Origin of the sequence: Curvibacter microcysteis, assembly GCF_028649455.1 — a bacterium.
Classification (GTDB): Bacteria; Pseudomonadota; Gammaproteobacteria; order Burkholderiales; family Burkholderiaceae_C; genus Curvibacter; species Curvibacter microcysteis.
In genome coordinates this window covers 54954-75774 of record NZ_JAQSIO010000011.1, presented here as the reverse complement: position 1 = coordinate 75774, position 20821 = coordinate 54954, and the positions used below count along the sequence as shown (strand labels likewise).

Genomic DNA, 20821 nt, shown 5'->3' with positions numbered 1-20821 from the left:
CTTTGCCACGCGAAAGCCGTGACACCCTCTTTTTGCTGGCGGTCGTGGCCTGGGTCATCCTGCCGCACGCCGAGCACCTGCCGCTGTGGGCCCCGGTGCTGGCCGCCACGGCCTTGGGTTGGCGGGGCTGGCTGGCCTGGCACAGCCGGCCACTGCCCTCGCAGCGCTGGCGCATCGGGCTGCTTTTGCTGGTGATGTTGGGCACCTGGTGGAGCCACAAAACCCTGCTCGGACGTGACGCGGGCGTCACCCTGGTGGTGGCCTTGCTGACGCTCAAGACCTTGGAGCTGCGGGCACGGCGGGACGCGTTCGTGATCTTCTTTCTGAGCTTCTTCACGATGCTCACCCACTTCTTCTTTTCGCAGTCGCTGCCGATCGCCGCCGCCATGCTGGTCGGCCTGCTGGGACTGCTCACCGCCCTCATCAATGCCCATTTGCCAGTCGGGCGCCCGCCGCTGGCCACCTCGGCCGGCATGGCCCTGCGCATGACCTTGCTGGGCGCCCCGGTGATGGTGCTGCTGTTTCTGTTTTTCCCACGCATGGCCCCTTTGTGGGGCCTGCCCTCAGACGCCCTGAGCGGACGCAGTGGCCTGTCCACCCGCATGGAAATCGGCAAGCTCAACAGCCTGGCCTTGGACGACAGCATTGCCTTGCGCGTGCGCTTTGAGCAGCAGCCCCTGCAAAGCGAGCTCTACTTCCGAGGCCCCGTGTTTCAAGACTTTGACGGACGGGAATGGAAGCCCAGCACGCCTGAAGACCTCAGCGGGCAGGTGCCCCGCCGCAGCCCGCCGGCCAGCTTGCAGGTCAGCGGTCCGGCGCTGCGCTACGAAGTCACCCTGCAGCCACACAACCGCCCCTGGCTGCTGGCCTTGGACGTCACGCCCGAGGCGCCCAAAGCGCCGGGCACCGAGGCCTACATCACGACCGAGCTGCAGTGGATCACGCAGCGCCCCGTCAACGACTTGCTGCGCTACCAAGCCGTGGCCTACCCCAGCTTCCGCTATGGGGCCAACACCACAGGCCAGCAACGCGAGGCCGCAACCCGGCTGCCCGCCGGGCGCAACCCCCGCACGCTGCAACTGGCCATGGACATGCGGCGCGACCCGCGCTGGGCCCAGGCCGACGCCCTGACACTGAGCGCTGCGGTGCTGCAGCGCCTGGCCCAAGGGGGCTATGTCTACACACTGGAGCCCGGCGAATATGGCGAACACACGGCGGACGAATTCTGGTTCGACCGCAAAGCCGGGTTTTGTGAGCACATCGCGTCAGCGTATGTGGTGCTGATGCGGGCGCTGGATGTGCCGGCGCGGCTGGTGACCGGCTACCAAGGCGGCGAACGCAACGCCCTGGACGGCTACTGGGTGGTGCGGCAAAGCGACGCCCACGCCTGGGCCGAGATTTGGCAAGCGGGCCAGGGCTGGGTGCGGGTCGACCCCACCGGGGCGGTATCGCCGGGCCGCATCGGGAGCCTGCAACGGCTGCAAGCCCCGCGCGGACTGGTCGGCAGCGCCCTGGGCCAGGTCAGCCCCGGACTGCTGCAAACCCTGCGCAGCCTGTGGGATGCGGGTAACAACCGATGGAACCAATGGGTGCTGGGCTACACCCAAAGCCGCCAGTTTGACCTGCTGCGCCAACTGGGTTTTGAGTCGCCCAGTTGGGAAGACCTGATTCAGGTGCTTGGCGGCGGCCTGGGCCTGAGCGCCCTGGCCAGCCTGGCCTGGGTCACCTGGCAACGCCAGCGACAAGACCCTTGGCTGCGGCTTATGGGCCAAGTGCATGACGGACTGAAACACCAAGGCCTGCCCGTCCCAGCCCAGGCCCCACCAAGGACCTTGGCCCGGGCCGTGCTGGCCGCAAGGGGCGAGTCGGGGCGCCCGCTGCACGATTGGCTGCTTCAGTTGGAAGCCCTGCGCTATGCCGCACAGGCCCCCCAGACCCGCACCACCACACAGCCTGCAGCGCCAACGCTGAGCGCTTTGAAGCGCCAACTCAAGCCCTTGCTGCGCTCGACCACCGCCTGACAGCGGCGACAATGCTCGCATGCACGCCTTGATACGAATGGCCCCCCTGTGGCTGGCCGCCAGCCTCCTGCCCGCCTGGGCCCACGCCAGTCCAGCGGCCCACCCTGCGGCCAAAAAGCAGACCTCAACCCACAGCCCCCGGCCAGCGGCGAAAAAGGTCAGCAAGAAAAACTCACAGCCCGTGCAAGGCACCCTGCCCTACGGCCACCGTGCCGACGCGATGGCCTTTGCCGATGACCTGGCCGAGCGCCGCCAGCTGAACCGCGACGACTTGCGCCATGCCCTGAGCCAGGCGCGGCTCCTGCCCGGTGTGCCCAAGCTGATGCTGCCCCCCAGCAGCCCCACAGCCAAAAACTGGCAGGCCTACCGGTCACGGTTTGTCGAACCCATCCGCATCGGGGCCGGCCTGCGCTTTTGGCAGCAGCACCGCGCCACCCTGGAGCGTGCCGAGCAAAGCTATGGCGTACCCGCCGCCATCATCGTGGGCATCCTGGGCGTGGAAACCATTTACGGCCAACAAATGGGGACCTACCGCGTAATCGACGCCCTGGCGACCTTGGCGTTTGACTTCCCGGCCGCCCACCCCCGCGCGACCGAGCGACAGGCCTACTTTCGCTCAGAACTGGAGCAGTTTCTGAGCTACCACCAGCGCGCGGGGTCCGACCCCTTGTTGCCACGAGGCAGTTACGCCGGCGCCATGGGCCAGCCGCAGTTCATGCCCAGCAGCTGGGTCAAGTACGCGGTGGATTTCGACGGCGACGGCAAGATCGATCTGTTCAACAGCCCCGAAGACGCGATTGGCTCGGTGGCCAACTACTTCAAGGGCTATGGCTGGCAAACCGGCCTGCCCACCCACTACCCAGTGCGCCTGGAAGGCTCGGCGCAAGACAAAGAAGCCTTGCTGCTGCCCGACATCCTGCCCACCTTCAGTGTGGCCAGCTTCAGCGCCAAGGGCGGCCTGCTCAGCGAGGCGGGCCAGCGGCATCCGGGTCAGTTGGCCTTGGTCGAGCTGCAAAACGGCGGCGCCGAGCCCAGCTACGTGGCGGGCACAGAGAACTTCTATGTGATCACCCGCTACAACTGGTCCAGCTACTACGCCATGGCGGTGATCGAGCTGGGCCAGGCCGTGGCCCAAGCCCTGCCACGCTGAGTTCGACGCGCTGACTGGACCTCAGCGGGGCCAGAGGAAGGTTCCAAAGTGGCCTTGCTGGTAGTCGGCGATGGCCTGCTGCATTTGCTCGGCTGTGTTCATCACAAACGGCCCCTGCTTGACCAAGGGCTCGCGCAGCGACCAACCGCTGAGCAGCACCACACGCGCAGGCCCTCCGCTGCCGGCTTGCAAAACCAGGGGCGCCTGCGCGAGCGCCGCCTCGCGCGGCAGGGCCAGGCCCAATGCCTGGCCTTGAATCAAGCGCACGGCCTGTGCCTCGGGCTGCACCGTGCATTGTCCGGCCACCACATACACCATGGCGCCCCAGCCATTGGGCAGCGCGTGGGTCAACGCGGCGCCCGCGTCCAAGCGGGCATCGAGCAAGGTGAAGGGCTGAGGCAGCGCTGCGGTGGCCGGCGAGCGCAGGCCTTGCGATTCGCCCAGCACCACCCGCACACGCAAGCCCGGGGCTTCGAAGACAGGCACGTCCTCCGGCTCCAGGTGCACCACCCGGGGCACCCCTTGTTTGAGGCCGGATGGGAGGTTGACGAAAATCTGCAGCGCATGCACATGCGGCTGATCGCCTTCCGGCTGCTCGGTGTGCACCGCGCCCCGGCCTGCCGCCAGCCAGTGCAAGGCCCCTGGGCGAATGGGGCCGTCATGCCCCAAAGAGTCGTAATTGACATGGGGCGAGCGCGAGTCCTCGAACACATAGGTCACGGCCGACAAGCCCGCATGGGGGTGCGGCGCGAACGTGGGCGCCGTCATGTGAAAGTGGTCCAGCATCACCACCGGATCCACCCGCCCGTCAAACAGGCCCTCATCCAAATTCAAGGCGGTGAACCCCGTGCCGATGCGCAAAGGGCGTCCATCCACCACGGGGGACAGACTCAGTTCATTCGTCATCTCAGGATCCTGCGGTACACATCCGCTGGGTTGATCAAATCAAACGCCGCCAGGCCCTTGCAGGCGGTGGCGGCAGCGAGGTCAGCGAGAACGCTTATTTCATGCGAGCCCCTTCGGTGACCTGCCAAACCAAGGTGGCGAAGGGCATGTCAAGTGCACCATAAATTTCATTGGCCTTGGGATCCGCATTGTCACCAAGCATCTCAACGGCCGCACTCGCGTAATCCATGACGGGGATTCCCGCCCCGGCCAAACGTGCCAAGCCAGCCGTGCGCTTGGCTTCGTTGAAAGTGCCCGAGGCGTCCAACACCACCCGCGCGTCATAGCCTTCTGCCTTAGCTGACAAGGCCGGATAGGTGGCGCAAATTTCCAGCGACACGCCGGCCACCAGCAACTGGCGCCGCCCCGTCTTGGCCACGGCTGCGGCGACGCGCGGGTCCTCCCAGGCGTTGATTTTGCTGCGTACGATGGGCTGCACGCCCGGCACGGCGGCCAGCAACTCCGGAATCACCGGGCCCCACATGCCATCGGTCATCGTGGCCGTGAGGATCACCGGCACACCCAAAATGCGTGCAGCCTTGGCCAAGGCCACGACGTTGTGCTTGAGGTCCCCCACGGTGATGTCACGCACACCGGTGTAGAGGCCCACTTGGTGGTCGGTCAGCAGCAGGGCGGTGGTGTCGCGTTTGAGCAGAGACAAAAAGGCGTTGGAAGTAGGCTGGGTCATGGTCGAAGGCTCATGGGTGGAAGAAGCAGCGGCAGGGCTGGGGCCCGATGGGGCACTGGCGGCCAGGCTGGCCGCCAAAGGGGACATAGCGGCCACTCCGAGCGTGCTGGACCGCAGGAAGTGGCGTCGGAAAACAGGGTGATCTGGCATGGCGGTTTCCAATTGGTTACATGACTTTTAATTTGAAATATTCAGAGAATTCCGATATTTCCTCAGTTCAAATTAATAAAAACATAATGTGCCACCGCCTAAAAATGCGATAAATACCCCAGAGTGCAACCCATCGTTCCATGAGAAGAACGATACAAAGAAGCCCCCTCCTCCCCACGACGCAGAAAGCCCCCCATGCTGGATCCCGCCATCGAATGGAATGACCTGTTCCTGTTCAGCCAAGTCGTCGAAAAGCGCGGCTTCACCGCCGCGGGTGAGGCCCTGGGCATCCCGAAGTCGCGCATTTCTCGGCGTGTGGCTCACCTGGAAACCCAGCTGAACACGCGTTTGTTGAACCGGAATTCACGCCGGTTGAGCCTGACCGAGGCTGGTCAGGTGCTGCACGCCCATTGCCTGGCCATGGTCGAAGAGGCCCACGCGGGTGTTGAGGCCTTGCGGCATCGGCTCGAGCGCCCCGTGGGCAAGGTGCGGCTGAGCCTGCCCCTGGCGCTGGCTGAACTGATGGCCAGCGAGGTGCTGCCCCGCTTCATGACCCAATGCCCGGAGGTGCAACTGGAAGTCCTGGCCACCAACCGCAGCCTGGACCTGATCGAGGAGCAAATCGACGTCGTGGTTCGGGGGGTTGGCGTGGAGCCTTGGTTCCACTCGTCGAGCCTGGTGCAAGCCTGTGTCTGCACCGCGCCATGGGCCCTGGTCTGCAGCCCGGACTACCTGCAAAAGCGTGGACCGCTCGACACCCTGGCCAGCCTGTCGGCGGCAGACACCTTGCTGTATGGCCCCCAACGCAAACCCGCAGAAGCACAGATGCGCCTGATCGGCGCAACAGGGCAGATCGAGGCCCTGCCCATCGCCATCCGCCTGCAAAGCGACAACCTGTCGGTGTTAAGGCAAGCCGCTCTGGCCGGCTTGGGGGTGTGCGGTCTGCCGCTGTATGTGTGCCGAGATGACCTGCACGCTGGCCGGTTGTGCACTGTGCTGCCAGCTTGGAAGCCCCAAGCAGGGCATTTGGTGGTCTTGTTCCCGAGCCGGCGCGGCCTGTCGGCGGCGGCTCGCGCCTTGATTGAATTTCTCAAACAAGCACTGCCCCCGCTGATGGAAGGGGTCTGAGGCCTTCAGGGGGCCGTCGCTCAGCGGCTGCTGACCACAGGGCGGCGCCGCTCCAGAGGGGCTTGGCGCTCCCGCAGCCAAGGCTCCAACTGGGCAGCCGGCATGGGGCGCGCAAAGAAAAAGCCTTGCAATTCATCACAACCCAACGCTTTGAGTTGCTCACTGGCTTCGGCGGTTTCCACGCCCTCGGCCACCACGATCAGTCCCAGGTTGTGCCCCATCGCAATGATGGCGCGGGTGATCGACAGGTCGGCCGGGTCGGTCAACAAATCGCGCACAAAAGACTGATCGATCTTGAGCTTGTCGATGGGGTAGCGTTTCAGGTAGGCCAGGCTCGAGTAGCCGGTGCCGAAGTCGTCGATGGACAGCTGCACCCCCAAGGATTTGAAGGTCTGCAGCAGGGCCTCGGAGGCCACGGCGTTGTCCATGATCTGCGACTCCGTGATCTCCAGCTCCAGCCGCGCGGGCTCGATGCGGTTGGCTCGCAAACAGGATTGCAAATGGCTGACCAAACCTGGATCGGACATTTGCGCGGCCGAGAGATTGACCGACACCACCAGCGGCGGCAAGCCAGACCGGCGCCAGCGGTCCATTTGCTCGCAGGCCTGCTGAATCACCCATTGGCCAATCGGGTGGATCAGCCCTGTTTCCTCGGCCACCGGGATGAAACGCGCTGGCGACACCGCGCCCAGCACCGGGTGGTGCCACCGCAGCAAAGCCTCCAAGCCCACCACCTGAAGCGTGCGTGCATCCACCCTCGGCTGGTAGTACACCGACATTTCCTGGTTGGCCAAGGCCACGCGCAGGTACTGCTCCAAAACCTGGCGCTCGCGGGTGTTCTGGTCTATCTCGACCGTGAAGAAGCGCGCCGTGTCACGCCCAGCGGACTTGGCCTCGTACATGGCGGCGTCGGCCTGGCGCATCAATTCGTCCAGGTCGCTGCTGTCGTCGGGGTAGACCGCCACGCCCACGCTGCAAGAGACCTGCAGGTTGTGGCCTTCGATGTAGTGGGTCTGGCGAATTTGCGGAATCAGGCGCCGCTCCACCACCGAGCGCACTTCATCCGGATCGCTCACCTTGCGCATGATGACCACGAACTCGTCGCCCCCCAGGCGACTGACGGTATCGCCAGCCCGCACCGATTGGTTCAAGCGGGCCGCCACCGAGCGCAGCAGGCCGTCGCCGATGTGGTGCCCCAAGGAGTCATTGATGTTCTTGAAGCGGTCGAGGTCGATGAACAACACCGCCACACGCTCGCCATTGGCCTGGGCACTGGCCATGGCCTCGCGCAGGCGGGTCACACACAGGGAGCGGTTGGGCAATTCGGTCAGCACATCGTGCTCGGCCAGGAACTGCACCCGAGCCTCGGTGCGCTTGCGGTCAGTGATGTCCACCGAGATGCCGATGTAGTGCGACACATCGCCTTGGCGGGTGGCGTCTCGCACGGCCGAGATCATCAACCAGGCGGGGTAGCTTTCACCAGAGCGCTTGCGGAAGTGCACCTCCCCCTGCCAAGCCTCGCGGTCGGCCAAGGCCACTTGCAAGGACGGCGGAATCTGCAGCCCCTCGCCACCATCGATGAGCAGACTGAGCTGCTCGCCAATGACCTCATAAAAGTCGTACGAGGTGCTGCGGCAGAAGGCCCGATTGACGCTCAGGATGCGCTGATTGGCATCCATGATGAGAATGCCCTCGGACGAGGCCTCGAACACCTTGGACCACAACTCCAGGCGCTGCTCCATCAGCTTGAGCATGTTGATGGGCGTGAAGGACGTCAGCACCGCATCCTGGCCCTGAAACTGCAAACGGCGCGCCGAGAGCACGGCCCAGGAAGGCGACTCGCCCCCGAGCCAACGCACCTCAAACTCGTCCACGGCACCTTGGTCTGCCAGGCGCTGAAAAAAGCGCGCTCGCACGCCCGGCTCCAGCCCGCTGCGCCAGGGGTCATCGCTGCGCCCTGCCAGCCAGGGCAAGGCCGGGGCGTTGGCGTGCAGCACCAGATGCTCGGGCACCGACGTGACCACCATCGCGATGGGGATGGCCTCCACCATTTCCTGCTGGGTTTGCGCGGCACGCGCACTGGCCGCCAACTCCTGCTGCGCCAGACGCTCCCGGTCGAGCTGGGCCAGCATGCCGTTGAACGCGGTGACCAACTGGCCAATTTCATCGCTGCTTTGCCAGTCAGCACGCCGGCTGTGATCGCCAGTGCGGCGCACCTCGTCGGCCACCAAGGCCAAGCCCCGCAGAGGACGGGCGATCAACTGGGCCACCGCGTAGACCAGGCTCAAGATGCAGCCCAGCAGCAAGAGCGCCGTGCCCAGGTGCACCCACATGCGCCCAAACAGGTTGTCCACGCGCTGGCTGAGCAAGCCGTGCAAGCTGTCCAGTGCTTGGTGCCAAGATTCATCCAACTCCTGCAAAGCCTGGCTGTGGGCATGCCGTGCAGCCTCCAGCGTGAGCGCGGAGGCACTGTCCTCAGACAGGCTGCGCACCGAGCCCAGCAAGCCCAGCAAACTGATATTGAGCGCCTTTTTGCCAGGCAGCAAAGCCTCTCGCAAAGCCGGCTTGCCCGCCGCCATGGCTTGCTGGTAATCGGACTCGATGCCTTGGATGAGCGCATCCATGCGCCCCGCCAGAATCAGCATCTCGGTGCGCCGCGCGCTGCGGCGCAAATCGCCGGGCGTCAGGCCCTCCAGCGTGCGGCTGGTGTCGTGAAGGATTTCGAGCAGCTCCGGAAAGCGCAAGACACCCAAGGACATGGCGTAGTAGCTGTCCAGGTCGGGGTCCAGAATCAAATTGGATTGATTGCCCACGGTGGTGAGCAAATCTCGCCCCTGCCGCGCCAGCAGGGTCAAAGCCCCCAGGCGCTGGGGGCCTGCCGGCATGTCTTGCAACTGGCGCAGGGTGTTCAGCCAGGCGGTGCTGGCCTCAACGGCGCCCAGGTCTTCGTCGTGCAGATCACGCATGGCTTGCATGCGCTGCAAGGCCTCCTGGGGCACCGGCGCCAGCGAGGCACTGGCCCGAAAAGGCGGCAGCAACAAATCATGCACCCGCGCGCTGTACTGCATGCCCACGATTTCCTTGCGCGCAAAATCAATCGCCAGGTACTTCTCGTGAATCAGAATGCCCGACACGTAGATGACGGCGGTCAGATCGAGCAGGTAAATCAGGGTGAGCTTGCGCCCCACGCTCAGGCGCCCCAACCACGCCACCAAGGGGCTGAACCAACGCCAGGTCCGGTGGCTCATGCGGGAACCTCGCCGCCCGCACCGCCCCAAAACCCAGAGTGCGCCGCACTCCCAGCCAGTGGCAGGGCTGGTTCAGGTCGGGGGCGGGAGCGGGACTGCACTCAGGTCGCAGCCGGGATCAGGAAATCGCGGCTGATGCGCGCGCCCAGTTCATTGACGCGGTCCAGGAACTGCGTCAAGAAGGCGTGCAAACCGGTGGCCAGGATTTCGTCGATGCGTGCGTACTGCAAATCGGCGCGCAGCTTGCCCGCGCGGCGACGGGTCTCGTCGGATTGGTCGTTGGCCACCATCTCCAGGTTCAACACCACCTCGTTGAGGCTGGCGTGCAGCGAACGGGGCATGTCAGCACGCAGGATCAGCAACTCGGCCACGCGCTCAGGCTTGATCACGTCGCGGTAGACCTTGCGGTAAATCTCGAACGCCGAGACGCTGCGCAGGATGGCGCTCCAGTGGTAGAAGTCGTACTCCTGATCCTTCTCGCTGGCGGCGCCAAAAAAGTCGCTTTGCACGGCATGGAACTTCACATCCACCAGGCGCGCCGTGTTGTCAGCGCGTTCCAGGAAGGTGCCCAGGCGCATGAAGTGCAGCGCCTCGTCCATCAGCATGGTGCCCACAGTCACGCCGCGCGACAGGTGCGAGCGGAACTTCACCCACTCGAAGAACTGGCCTGGGTCGCGCTCGAAGTCGCCTTGGCGCAGCATGCGGTTCACCTCCAGCCAGGTCTGGTTCTGGATTTCCCAGGCCTCGGTGGTCAGCGAGCCGCGCACGGCCCGGGCGTTCTCCCGCGCTGCGCGCAGGCACGACATGATGGAAGACGGGTTGTCCTCGTCTTTGACCATGAACTCCAGCACGCGCTCAGGCGTGACCTCGCCATGCAAGGCCTGGTAGGACGGCAGCAATTCGCTGATGGACAGCAAGCCTTGCCAGCCCACTTGGGCCACGGCGGCCGACTGGGGCAACAAGGAGGTCTGGTAGTTCACATCCAGCATCCTGGCGGTGTTCTCCGCGCGCTCGGTGTAGCGGGACATCCAGAACAAATGATCAGCGGTGCGTGACAACATCAATAGTCTCCCCTCAAACTTCCAGAATCCAGGTGTCCTTGGTGCCGCCGCCTTGCGACGAATTCACCACCAAGGAGCCTTCCTTGAGCGCCACGCGGGTCAGGCCCCCCGGGACCATCTGCACCGACTTGCCCGACAGCACAAAAGGCCGCAGGTCGATGTGGCGCGGCGCAATGCCCGACTCCACAAACGTGGGGCAGCTCGACAGGCTCAGCGTGGGCTGAGCGATGTAACCGCTGGGGTTGGCCAACACAGCGGCACGGAACTCTTCGATCTCGGCCTTGGTGGCGGCAGGGCCGACCAACATGCCGTAGCCACCGGCGCCGTGCACCTCCTTGACCACCAGGTCCTTGAGGTTGTCCAGCGTGTACTGCAACTCGTCTTTGTTGCGGCACATGTAGGTGGGCACGTTGTTGAGGATCGGCTTCTCGCCCAGGTAGAACTCGATCATCTTGGGCACATAGGGGTAGATCGACTTGTCGTCGGCCACGCCCGTGCCCACGGCGTTGCAGATCGCCACGTTGCCCGCCCGGTAAGCGTTCATCAGGCCGGCGCAACCCAGGGTGGAACTGGGGCGGAAGACCTGAGGGTCCAGGAAGTCGTCGTCGACGCGGCGGTAAATCACGTCCACGCGCTTCAAGCCCCGCGTGGTGCGCATCCACACAAAATCGTCCTTGACCAGCAGGTCCTGGCCTTCGACCAGTTCCACGCCCATTTGCTGGGCCAGGAAAGCGTGCTCAAAGTAAGCACTGTTGTACATGCCCGGTGTGAGCACCACCACGGTGGGCTCGGCAGTGGCCGGCGGGGCGGACGCACGCAGGGTTTCCAGCAACAGGTCGGGGTAATGCGCGACCGGGGCCACACGGTGCTGGCTGAACAGGTCGGGGAACAAGCGCATCATCATCTTGCGGTCTTCGAGCATGTAGCTCACGCCGCTGGGCACGCGCAGGTTGTCTTCGAGCACGTAGTACTCGCCCTCACCGGCTGCATTCGGGGCCCGCACGATGTCGATGCCGGCGATCTGCGAGTAGATGTTGTTGGGCACGTCCACGCCCATCATCACACTGCGGAACTGCGCGTTGTTGAGGATCTGCTCGGCCGGAATCACACCGGCACGGATGATGTCCTGGTCGTGGTAGACGTCATGGATGAAGCGGTTGAGCGCCGTGACGCGCTGCACCAGGCCTTTCTCCATGGTCTGCCATTCATGGGCCGGGATGATGCGCGGGATCAGGTCGAACGGAATCAATCGTTCGGTGCCCGAGCCATCCTCATCCTTGGCGCCATAAACCGCGAAGGTGATACCGACGCGGCGGAAGATCATCTCGGCTTCTTCCCGACGGGCCCTCATGACATCGGCCGGCTGACGTGCCAGCCATCGCGCGTAGGCCTCGTAGTGGGCTCGCACGGGACTGCCCTCAAGGGGCAAACGGGTGTACATCTCGTCAAATTTCAGCATGTGCCATCTCCTGTCTCCAGCATAGCAATTTCCGGGCCCACCATGCACCGGATTTGGGCGTGAATCTCAAAAATCAGCCGCTGAAACTCAGGGGTGCAAGGGCCAATGCCAATAGCGAGGCCGATGCTCACGCTCACACTGAACCGTGTCAGGCTGTTGACTGCGCCACAGCGCGGCGCCACAGACAGGGGTCTCGACCCAGCGCAGCTCGCGCGTCAAATAGCGCTCGCGCACCTCGGGCGCAGGGTGGGCAAAGCGGTTGCGGTAGCCCGCCTGCACCACGGCCACCCGAGGCGCCACCGCAGCCACAAAGGCCGGGGTCGACGACGTCTTGCTGCCATGGTGCGGCACCAACAACCAATCGGCTGCCAGCGCTGCCCCCTGGCCGACCAGGGCCAACTCTTGCGCTGCTTCGATGTCGCCCGGCAACAACGCCGCCACACCGTGGGCGTCCTGCACCCGCAGCACGCAACTGAGGGCATTGGGACGCGGCTCGGGCCCCAAGGCCACCGCGCCGGGGTGCGAAAAGGCGAAATGCACCCCGTCCCACTGCCAACCTTGCCCGGTGCCACAAGCGGTGTGCTCGCGGCCCAAGCGCAGGGGGTGATCAGGTGCCAGAGAGGACCACAGCGTCATTTGGGGGAAGGCCGACAGCAAGGCCCGCGCGCCCCCCGTGTGGTCGGTATCACGGTGGCTCAGCACCAGCCGGTCAGGCGTTTCGCCCGCCGCCCGCAACAAGGGCAAAAGAACGCGGTCACCCGCGTCGCTGTCCGGCGAGTAGCGTGACCCCGCGTCGTACACCAGGGTGTGCTGCGCGGTGCGCACGATCACCGCATTGCCCTGCCCCACATCGGCGGCCAGCAGCTCGAAGCGTCCCCAATCGGGCCGCTGCGCTTGCCAAAACAGCACCGGCAAGAGCAAGGGCACGCCCAACAGGCGCCAAGCGCCAGGCCAGGGCCCCGCGCACATCACACCGCCCAGCAAGCCCACCGCGCCAGCCCAAAGCGGGGGCGCGGCCACCGACCAGGTGGCCCCAGGCCAGGCGGCCAACCAGACCAGCACCACCGCCAGACCCTGCACCGCCCAGGCCGCGGCATCCCACAGGGGAGGCAGCAGACAACCCAACAGCGCCAATGGCGTGACCACCCCAGTCACCCAAGGGATGGCGAATAAATTGGCCACCAAGCCGACCACGGAGACCTGGCCGAACAGCCACAGGGTCAGCGGAGCCAGCGCCAGCGTTAGCACCCACTGCTCGCGCAGCAAGGCCGCCACGGCACGCCAGGCTTGAAGCCAGGCCGAGACGGGCTCCTGAGGCAGCGCGCGCCCCTTGGCGCCAGCATCGGTGACGAACAACACTCCCACCGCCACAAAACTCAGCCAAAAGCCCGGCTGCAGCCAAGCCCAGGGGTCCCACAGGACCACCACCGCGGCCATCAAGGCCCAGGTCTGTTGCCACGGCCAGCGCAAGCCCGCCGCACGCAGACAGGTCAGCACCGCCAACATGCCGACGGTGCGCTGCGCCGGCACGCCCCAACCGCAAAACACCGAATAGGACAAGGCCACCAGCAAGCCACCGAGGCTGGCCACCCAGGGCGCAGGCCAGCGCAGGCACACCCGGCCCAGCGCCCCCGGCCAGCGCGCCGTCTGACGCCACAGCGCCTGGATCGCCCGGCTGGCCAGCCAGGCCAGCAAGGTGATGTGCAGGCCCGAAATGCTCATCAGGTGGGCCACGCCAGTGCTGCGGAAGACTTGCCAATCGGCACGCTCAATGGCGCGCTGGTCCCCGGTGACCAAGGCCACCACCACGCCGGCCTGCCGAACTGAGCCGCCTTCGGGCACGCCCTGCAGCAAGTGCCGCCAGATCGCATCGCGCACCCGCTGACGCCAGCGCTCCACGGGGTAAGCAGCGGTGGCGACCAGTCGCTCGGGCAGGGGCAGGCCCGGCCCCGCGCGCACCTGGCCCGTGGCCAGCACGCCCTGCTCCCACAGCCAGAGCTCATGGTCAAAGCCGCCGGGGTTGAGCGCGCCGTGCACCCGCTTCAAGCGCACGCTGAAGCGCCAGCGCTCCCCCGCGACCAAGGCGGGTGCGGCAGCCTCCCCCCCATCGCCAGCACCGGACCAGCCCAGCCAGAGCGGTGAGGGCAGTGCCAAGGCCTGGCCGGCCCACTGCGCCGATTCAGGCACCAGCAAAAACCGTTGGCCCCAGGCCAGCCGTTGGGGCATGGCACTGACCCGGCCGATGACCTCGATGTCCAGGCCCTCCCACGCTTCGGGCAAGGCACTGTCGCGCAACAGCGCGGCGCGGATGCCAAGCTGGGCCCAGGTCAGGACCAAGGCCAGAAGCCAAACCAGCACCCAGGCCCCCACCCCGCTCAAGCGGACTGCGCGGCGGCCAGGGCGGTCACCGAGCCACGCCATGCCCAGGCTCAGCACCAGGCCCGCCAGCCCCACCCAGACAACATCCACCAAGGGCCACAAGCGGGCCTGCTGCAGCTGCAACGCGGTGCCCGCCAACACCCCCAGGCTGGCCGCCATGCAGCCACGCCACGGCAAGCGCCAAAAAGACGACTGCCCGCCGGGGCTGGAATGCCCAGGCACATCGGTGCTCCAAAGCTGCGGCATTTCGCCATCCTAGGGCGCAGCAAAGCCTCGATTGACACACGCCGTGGCGCAGCTCTTGCTAGGATGTTTCACAGGGCTGCTGTCCCCAGCAGCCGTTTGATGGCCTTTTTGCCAGAGAGACAAGACGAATGTCGATCCACGCCGCACTGAACCACGTCACCCACTACCGCTACGACCGCCCCGTCAACCTGGGCCCCCAGGTGGTCCGACTGCGTCCAGCCCCGCACTGCCGCAGCAAAATCATTTCCTATTCGCTGCGCATCGAGCCCAGCAACCATTTCATCAACTGGCAGCAAGACCCGTTCGCCAACTACCAGGCGCGGCTGGTCTTCCCCAATCCCACCACCGAATTCAAGGTCACGGTCGACCTGGTGGTCGAGATGGCGGTTTACAACCCTTTCGATTTCTTTCTGGAGCCGGCGGCCGAGAACTTCCCGTTCCAGTACGACAAGCTGGTCCAGGAGGAGCTGGCGCCCTACCTCGTCACCGAGCCCGTCACGCCGGTGCTCAAGAAGTACCTGGCCGAGATCGACCGCAGCGAATGCCGCACCATTGACTTCCTGGTTCGACTGAACCAGAAACTGCAAAACGACATCGGCTACCTGATCCGCATGGAACCGGGCGTGCAAACGCCCGAGGAAACGCTGACCAAGGCCTCGGGTTCTTGCCGCGATTCGGGCTGGCTGCTGGTTCAGCTGATGCGCCACTGCGGCCTGGCCGCGCGCTTTGTCTCGGGCTACCTGATCCAGCTCAAGCCCGACGTCAAGGCCCTGGACGGCCCCAGCGGCACCGAAGTTGACTTCACCGACCTGCACGCCTGGTGCGAGGTCTACCTGCCCGGCGCAGGCTGGATCGGGCTGGACCCCACCTCGGGCCTGCTGGCCGGCGAAGGCCACATTCCCCTGGCCTGCACGCCCCAGCCCTCGGGCGCGGCCCCGGTCGAAGGCGCGGTGGACAAGTGCGAAGTCGAATTCAGCCACCACATGGGCGTGACCCGGATTTACGAGTCCCCGCGCGTCACCCAGCCGTACACCGACGAACAATGGGCCCAGGTGCTGGCCTTGGGCGAGGCGGTGGACCAAGAACTGCAAGCCGGCGATGTGCGCCTGACCCAAGGCGGAGAGCCAACCTACGTGGCCACCGAAGACCGCGACGGCGCCGAATGGAACACCGACGCCCTGGGCCCCACCAAGCGGGCCTACGCCACCGAGCTGGTGCACAAGCTGCGCGACGAGTACGGCCAAGGGGGCTTCCTCCACTTTGGCCAGGGCAAGTGGTACCCCGGCGAGCAACTGCCGCGCTGGGCCCTGTCGATCTGCTGGCGCGCCGACGGCCAGCCCATCTGGCAAAACCCAGCCCTGTTCGCTGACGAGCGGACCCCCATGCACTACACCAGCGCCGACGCCGAGCGCTTCACCCAGACCCTGGCCGGCAAGCTGGGCCTGAGTGACCACTTCATCGAAGCGGGCTACGAAGACACCTGGTACTACCTGTGGCGCGAACGCCGCCTGCCCGTCAACGTTGACCCCTTTGACTCCAAGCTCGACGACGAACTGGAGCGCGTGCGCCTGCGCCGCGTCTTTGGCCAGAAGCTGGACTCGGTGGTGGGCTATGTGCTGCCGCTGGAGATCAACCCCGACGCCGGCAACCCGCAAATGGTCGGTCCGCTGTGGAGCACCGGTCCCTGGTTCTTCCGCGACGAGCGCATGTACCTGATCCCGGGCGACTCGCCCATGGGCTACCGCTTGCCGCTGGACTCCCTGCCCTGGGTCACCAGCGCCGACTACCCCTACATGGTCGAAACCGACCCCATGGCCCCGCGCAGCGCCCTGCCAAGCAGCGCCGACTTCCAGTCCCGCCACAGCGCGCCGGGCGTGGGGGCCGCCTTTGGCAGCGACCTGCGTGGCGTGCCCTACCTGGCGGGCGCCCAAACCCCGGGTGAGGCCCAGCGCCGCACCCAGGGTTGGGGCAGCGGCGTGACCGACAGCGGCGTGGCGGAGGCGGCGACCCAAACGGGCCAGCCCCAGCCCGCTGCCTGGACCCAGGCCCCGGCCCGTGGCGTGTCGGCCCACTGGATCACGCGCACGGCGCTCTGCGTGGAAGCCCGCAACCCGGCCCGCGCCAGCGGCCCCAAGGTCGAGTCCAAGGCGCCCAAATCCAGCCTGCTCTACGTCTTCATGCCGCCCCTGTCGCGCCTGGAGGATTACCTGGACCTGCTGGCCGCCGTCGAAGCCACGGCCAGCGAACTGGGCATGGCCATCGTGCTCGAAGGCTACCCGCCGCCGCGCGACCCGCGCCTGAAGGTGCTGCAAGTCACCCCCGATCCGGGCGTGATCGAGGTCAACATCCACCCGGCCCACAACTGGAAGGAACTGGTGCAGCACACCGAGTTCCTGTACCAAGCCGCGTTTGAAACGCGCCTGACCGCCGAGAAGTTCATGACCGATGGCCGACACACCGGCACGGGGGGTGGCAACCACTTCGTGCTGGGTGGCGCCACGCCGGCCGACAGCCCCTTCCTGCGCCGCCCCGAGCTGCTGGCCAGCCTGATCCTGTATTGGCACAACCACCCTTCGCTGAGCTACCTGTTCTCGGGCATGTTCATTGGCCCGACCAGCCAGGCCCCGCGCGTGGACGAGGCACGCAACGACCAGCTTTACGAGCTGGAAATCGCCCTGCGCGAGATCGAACGCAACCGCGAAACCTACGGCCAGGACATGCCGCCGTGGCTGGTGGACCGCACGCTGCGCAACATCTTGGTCGACGTGACCGGCAACACCCACCGCAGCGAGTTCTGCATCGACAAGCTCTACTCGCCCGACAGCAGCACCGGTCGCCTGGGTCTGCTGGAGCTGCGCGCCTTCGAGATGCCGCCCCACGCCCGCATGAGCATCGCGCAGCAACTGCTGCTGCGCGCCCTGATCGCGCGCTTCTGGAAACAGCCCTACAAGGCGCCAGTCACCCGCTGGGGCACCCAGTTGCACGACCGCTGCCTGCTGCCGCACTTTGTGCGCCAGGACTTCAACGACGTCATGGCCGAGATGCGCCAGGCTGGCTATGCGTTTGACGACGCCTGGTTTGCGCCGCACTTTGAGTTCCGCTTCCCCTTGGTCGGCAGCGTGCAGTCCATGGGCATGGAAGTCACCTTGCGCAACGCGCTGGAACCCTGGCACGTCATGGGCGAGGAAGGCTCGGCCGGCGGCACCGTGCGCTACGTGGACTCGTCGCTGGAGCGCATCGAAGTGCATGTCAGTGGCTTCAACGAGAGCCGCCACGTCATCACCGTCAACGGCCGCGCCCTGCCCCTGCAGCCCACGGGCGTGGAAGGCGAATTCGTGGCCGGTGTGCGCTACAAGGCCTGGAACCCGCCCTCGGCCCTGCACCCCAGCATCGGCGTGCACGCGCCCCTGGTGTTCGACATCGTTGACAGCTGGATGAAGCGCTCGGTCGGCGGCTGCCAGTACCACGTCGCCCACCCGGGCGGACGCAACTACGTGACATTCCCGGTCAACGCCTACGAAGCCGAAAGCCGCCGCCTGTCCCGCTTCTTCCGCATGGGCCACACCCCGGGCACGATGCAGGTGCCACAGGCCACCGTCGGCGTGCCGGGCAGCCGTGAGTTCCCGTTCACGCTGGACCTGCGCCGCTGAAGCAGCGTCCTGGCACGAAGCCGTCATGCCTGCACAACATGACGGCTTCGTGACCCACATCAAAGAACCCAGCCCGCATGGGACAATAGCGCCCGTGGACAAGAACAAATCACTCCCCTCCGATGCCATGAAAGCCCCCCGGCCGCCCAGTGCGAGCGACTGGGTCGTGCCCGCCAAAGAGGGGCATTTCGACGAACTGCTGGGCGACCTCGCCGGCAAGGCCAGCCGCCCAGCCGAAGCCCCGTTCACTGGCCCCTGGGCCGAATTTTTCGACCACCTGGGCAGCGAAGGCCTGAGCGACCTGAACCACCGCTACGCCAGCCTGAAACGGCAAATCCGCGACAACGGCGTGACCTACAACGTCTACGCCGACGCCTCCGGCCTGCAACGCCCCTGGTCCCTGGACCTGTTCCCACTGATCATCAGCCCCAGCACCTGGGCCCACATCGAGACCGGCGTGCTGCAGCGCGTGCGCGTGCTCGACCGCGTGATGAGCGACGTCTACGGCCCGCAGCACCTGCTGGCCAGTGGCCTGTTGCCGGCCGCCCTGGTCCAAGGCCACCCGGGCTACCTGCGCGCCATGAAGGGCATCAAGCCCGTGGGCGGCACGCACTTGCACATCGCCGCCTTTGACATGGCGCGCGGTCCGGACGGCAACTGGTGGGTGCTGTCACAGCGCACCCAAGCCCCCTCGGGCCTGGGCTACCTGCTGGAAAACCGCCTGGCCGTGTCGAGGCAGTTTCCGCAGGCTTTTGAATCCATGCATGTGCAGCGTCTGGCGGGCACCTACCGCGCGCTCATCGAAGGCCTGAAGGCCATGAGCCCGGCCGGCGCCGACGCGCACATCGCCCTGCTCACCCCCGGGCCCTACAACGAAACCTACTTCGAGCACGCCTACCTGGCGCGTTACCTGGGCCTGACCCTGGTGGAAGGCAGCGACCTGACCGTGCGCGACCAGCGCCTGTACCTGAAAACCCTGCAAGGGCTGCAACCCGTGCACGGCTTGCTCAAGCGCCTGGACGACGAGTTCCTGGATCCGCTGGAGCTGCGCCCCGACTCCACCCTGGGTGTGCCCGGCTTGTTGCAAGCCATCCGCGCAGGCAACGTGCTGGTGGCCAACACCCCGGGTTCGGCCTTCCTGGAGTCGCCCGCCCTGTTGGGCTTCTTGCCCGCTCTGGCCCGCCACCTGCTGAACGAAGAACTGCTGCTGCCCGCCCTGCCCACCTGGTGGTGCGGGGAGCGCGCGGCGCTCGAGGAGGTGCTCCCTCTGCTGGGCGAATCGGTGATCAAACCCACTTACCCGGGCAGCGCGGGGCGGCACACTTTTGAATCGGTCTCGGGCCCCAGCCTGAGCCAGCGCGAAATCGACGAGTGGGCGGGCCGCATCCTGCGCCAGAACGACGAACACACCGTGCAGACCCGCTTGCCACTGTCGCAAATGCCGGTCTGGCGCCAGCAAGGCGGCGACAACCAACTGGCCCGCCGTTCCGTCATCCTGCGCGTGTTTGCCGTCGCCGACGGCCCTGGCTCCTGGCGCGTGCTGCCGGGCGGCATGGCCCGCCTGGCCGGTGCCAACGCCGAAATCGCCTCCATGCAGCGCGGCGGCAGCAGTGCCGACGTCTGGGTGCAAACCCCGGGGCGCGTGGACAGCACGAGCTTGCTGCCCACCCACACGGGCACAGCGGCCGTGGTGCAGCGCAAACGCGTGGTCACCAGCCGGGCCGCTGAAAATCTGTTCTGGCTCGGGCGCTACACCGAGCGCACTGAAAACACCATCCGCCTGGCCCGGGTCACCCTGGCCAGCCTCAATGGCGATGACCAATCGGCCCAACCCCTGCTGGCCTGGCTCAGCGAGATGGCCATCCTGGGCGGGCTGGTGCTGCCCAGCGTGCCGCCAGCGACGCAAGCGCGGCGCGTGTTCGAACGCTCGCTGATCGACGGCCTGGACAAAACCAACCGCGCCAGCAGCGTCGGCTTCAACCTGCGGGCCCTGCGCCAAGCCGCCTCGGCCGTGCGCGAGCGCCTGTCGCAAGAGCACTGGAACACCATCGTGCAGGCCGAAGAGGAGTTCTTCGCGCGCTTGAAAGCCCCCGCCGTGGGCAGCACGCCCAGCACCATCGAGGGCATGCAAGCCCTGGAAGTGGCCAGTGGCCACCTGGCCGCCATCACCGGTGGTCAGACCGATCGCATGACCCGTGACGACGGCTGGCGTCTGTTGTCCATCGGGCGACACATTGAACGGCTGGCCTTTCTGTCCTCGGCCCTGTCCCTGGGCCTGAAATCGGGTGCACTGCACGACGAGGCGGGCTTTGAGGCCACGCTGGCCCTGTTCGACAGCACGATCACCTTCCACGCCCAGTTCCAGCAAAGCCGCGAACTCGCCGCCCTGCTGGACCTGCTGGTGTTGGACCGCGACAACCCGCGCTCGCTGAGCTGGGTGGCGCAAACCCTGCGCGGGCGCCTGGCGCGCCTGGCGGGCAGCGCCCCGGGTCAGCTGAGCACCTTGTCCCTGCTGATCCCCAACCCCGACCTGTGGGACTTGGCCAAGCTTTGCAATGCCGAGGGCAGCGACGCTCACCCGTCACTGAGCGAGCTGCTCAGCCTGTGCACGACCGCGGCCTACAGCATCTCGGACGACATCAGCGCGCTTTATTTCACCCATTCCGGAGACGCCCGGCACAGCCTGGGCGCTTGAA

The 20821-nt window shown here is 66.1% G+C and carries 11 protein-coding genes; 5 read left to right on the top strand and 6 right to left on the bottom strand.

The genetic code is table 11. From position 1 onward, the window contains the following. Window positions 1–2: 2 nt before the first annotated feature. Together PSQ39_RS20115 and mltB are read left to right on the top strand one after the other, a co-directional pair. Entirely contained in the window at window positions 3–2021 is a 2019-nt protein-coding gene (locus tag PSQ39_RS20115) for a transglutaminase family protein (RefSeq protein WP_273929195.1), read from the top strand. 19 nt (window positions 2022–2040) lie between these two features. Beyond that, window positions 2041–3171: a lytic murein transglycosylase B gene (mltB, locus tag PSQ39_RS20110; RefSeq protein ID WP_273929193.1), complete on the top strand. Its 1131-nt coding sequence runs from the start codon at window positions 2041–2043 to the stop codon at window positions 3169–3171. Between the two features lie 21 nt (window positions 3172–3192). Here mltB and PSQ39_RS20105 read toward each other — a convergent pair whose 3' ends face one another. Continuing rightward, entirely contained in the window at window positions 3193–4077 is an 885-nt protein-coding gene (locus tag PSQ39_RS20105) for a pirin family protein (protein ID WP_273929191.1), read from the bottom strand. 94 nt (window positions 4078–4171) lie between these two features. Beyond that, entirely contained in the window at window positions 4172–4891 is a 720-nt protein-coding gene (locus PSQ39_RS20100) for an isochorismatase family protein (protein WP_273929189.1), read from the bottom strand. Between the two features lie 258 nt (window positions 4892–5149). Between PSQ39_RS20100 and PSQ39_RS20095 the strand changes: the two genes are divergently transcribed. Continuing rightward, the gene (locus PSQ39_RS20095) at window positions 5150–6082 is read left to right on the top strand and encodes a LysR substrate-binding domain-containing protein (protein WP_273929187.1); all 933 of its coding nucleotides are present in this window, start codon (window positions 5150–5152) and stop codon (window positions 6080–6082) included. Window positions 6083–6102: 20 nt separating this feature from the next. On the opposite strand, the gene PSQ39_RS20090 is transcribed toward PSQ39_RS20095, so the two are convergent. From PSQ39_RS20090 to PSQ39_RS20075, 4 genes are all read right to left on the bottom strand, one after another. Next, window positions 6103–9330 (bottom strand): EAL domain-containing protein, encoded by a 3228-nt coding sequence (locus tag PSQ39_RS20090; RefSeq protein WP_273929185.1) that lies wholly within the window; start codon window positions 9328–9330, stop codon window positions 6103–6105. Between the two features lie 101 nt (window positions 9331–9431). Next, window positions 9432–10391 carry an alpha-E domain-containing protein gene (locus PSQ39_RS20085; protein ID WP_273929183.1) on the bottom strand — a complete coding sequence of 320 codons (960 nt, stop codon included), beginning with the start codon at window positions 10389–10391 and terminating at the stop codon, window positions 9432–9434. Window positions 10392–10404: 13 nt separating this feature from the next. Next, window positions 10405–11850 carry a circularly permuted type 2 ATP-grasp protein gene (locus PSQ39_RS20080; RefSeq protein ID WP_273929182.1) on the bottom strand — a complete coding sequence of 482 codons (1446 nt, stop codon included), beginning with the start codon at window positions 11848–11850 and terminating at the stop codon, window positions 10405–10407. An 87-nt stretch (window positions 11851–11937) separates the two neighbouring features. Then, window positions 11938–14475, bottom strand: a complete 2538-nt coding sequence (locus PSQ39_RS20075) for a ComEC/Rec2 family competence protein (RefSeq protein WP_273929181.1) — start codon at window positions 14473–14475, stop codon at window positions 11938–11940. A 128-nt stretch (window positions 14476–14603) separates the two neighbouring features. Here PSQ39_RS20075 and PSQ39_RS20070 point away from each other — a divergent pair, with 128 nt between their 5' ends. Together PSQ39_RS20070 and PSQ39_RS20065 are read left to right on the top strand one after the other, a co-directional pair. Next, window positions 14604–18125: a transglutaminase family protein gene (locus tag PSQ39_RS20070; protein ID WP_273929179.1), complete on the top strand. Its 3522-nt coding sequence runs from the start codon at window positions 14604–14606 to the stop codon at window positions 18123–18125. Between the two features lie 25 nt (window positions 18126–18150). After that, window positions 18151–20820 carry a circularly permuted type 2 ATP-grasp protein gene (locus PSQ39_RS20065; protein ID WP_409242061.1) on the top strand — a complete coding sequence of 890 codons (2670 nt, stop codon included), beginning with the start codon at window positions 18151–18153 and terminating at the stop codon, window positions 20818–20820. Window position 20821 lies beyond the last annotated feature (1 nt).

Coding starts and splice junctions, on each gene's coding strand:
- PSQ39_RS20085 (WP_273929183.1), bottom strand. CDS start 10,391: ATGTTGTCACGCACCGCTGATCATTTGTTCTGGATGTCCCGCTACACC.
- PSQ39_RS20090 (WP_273929185.1), bottom strand. CDS start 9,330: ATGAGCCACCGGACCTGGCGTTGGTTCAGCCCCTTGGTGGCGTGGTTG.
- mltB (WP_273929193.1), top strand. CDS start 2,041: ATGCACGCCTTGATACGAATGGCCCCCCTGTGGCTGGCCGCCAGCCTC.
- PSQ39_RS20070 (WP_273929179.1), top strand. CDS start 14,604: ATGTCGATCCACGCCGCACTGAACCACGTCACCCACTACCGCTACGAC.
- PSQ39_RS20075 (WP_273929181.1), bottom strand. CDS start 14,475: ATGCCGCAGCTTTGGAGCACCGATGTGCCTGGGCATTCCAGCCCCGGC.
- PSQ39_RS20080 (WP_273929182.1), bottom strand. CDS start 11,850: ATGCTGAAATTTGACGAGATGTACACCCGTTTGCCCCTTGAGGGCAGT.
- PSQ39_RS20095 (WP_273929187.1), top strand. CDS start 5,150: ATGCTGGATCCCGCCATCGAATGGAATGACCTGTTCCTGTTCAGCCAA.
- PSQ39_RS20105 (WP_273929191.1), bottom strand. CDS start 4,077: ATGACGAATGAACTGAGTCTGTCCCCCGTGGTGGATGGACGCCCTTTG.
- PSQ39_RS20100 (WP_273929189.1), bottom strand. CDS start 4,891: ATGTCCCCTTTGGCGGCCAGCCTGGCCGCCAGTGCCCCATCGGGCCCC.
- PSQ39_RS20065 (WP_409242061.1), top strand. CDS start 18,151: ATGCCTGCACAACATGACGGCTTCGTGACCCACATCAAAGAACCCAGC.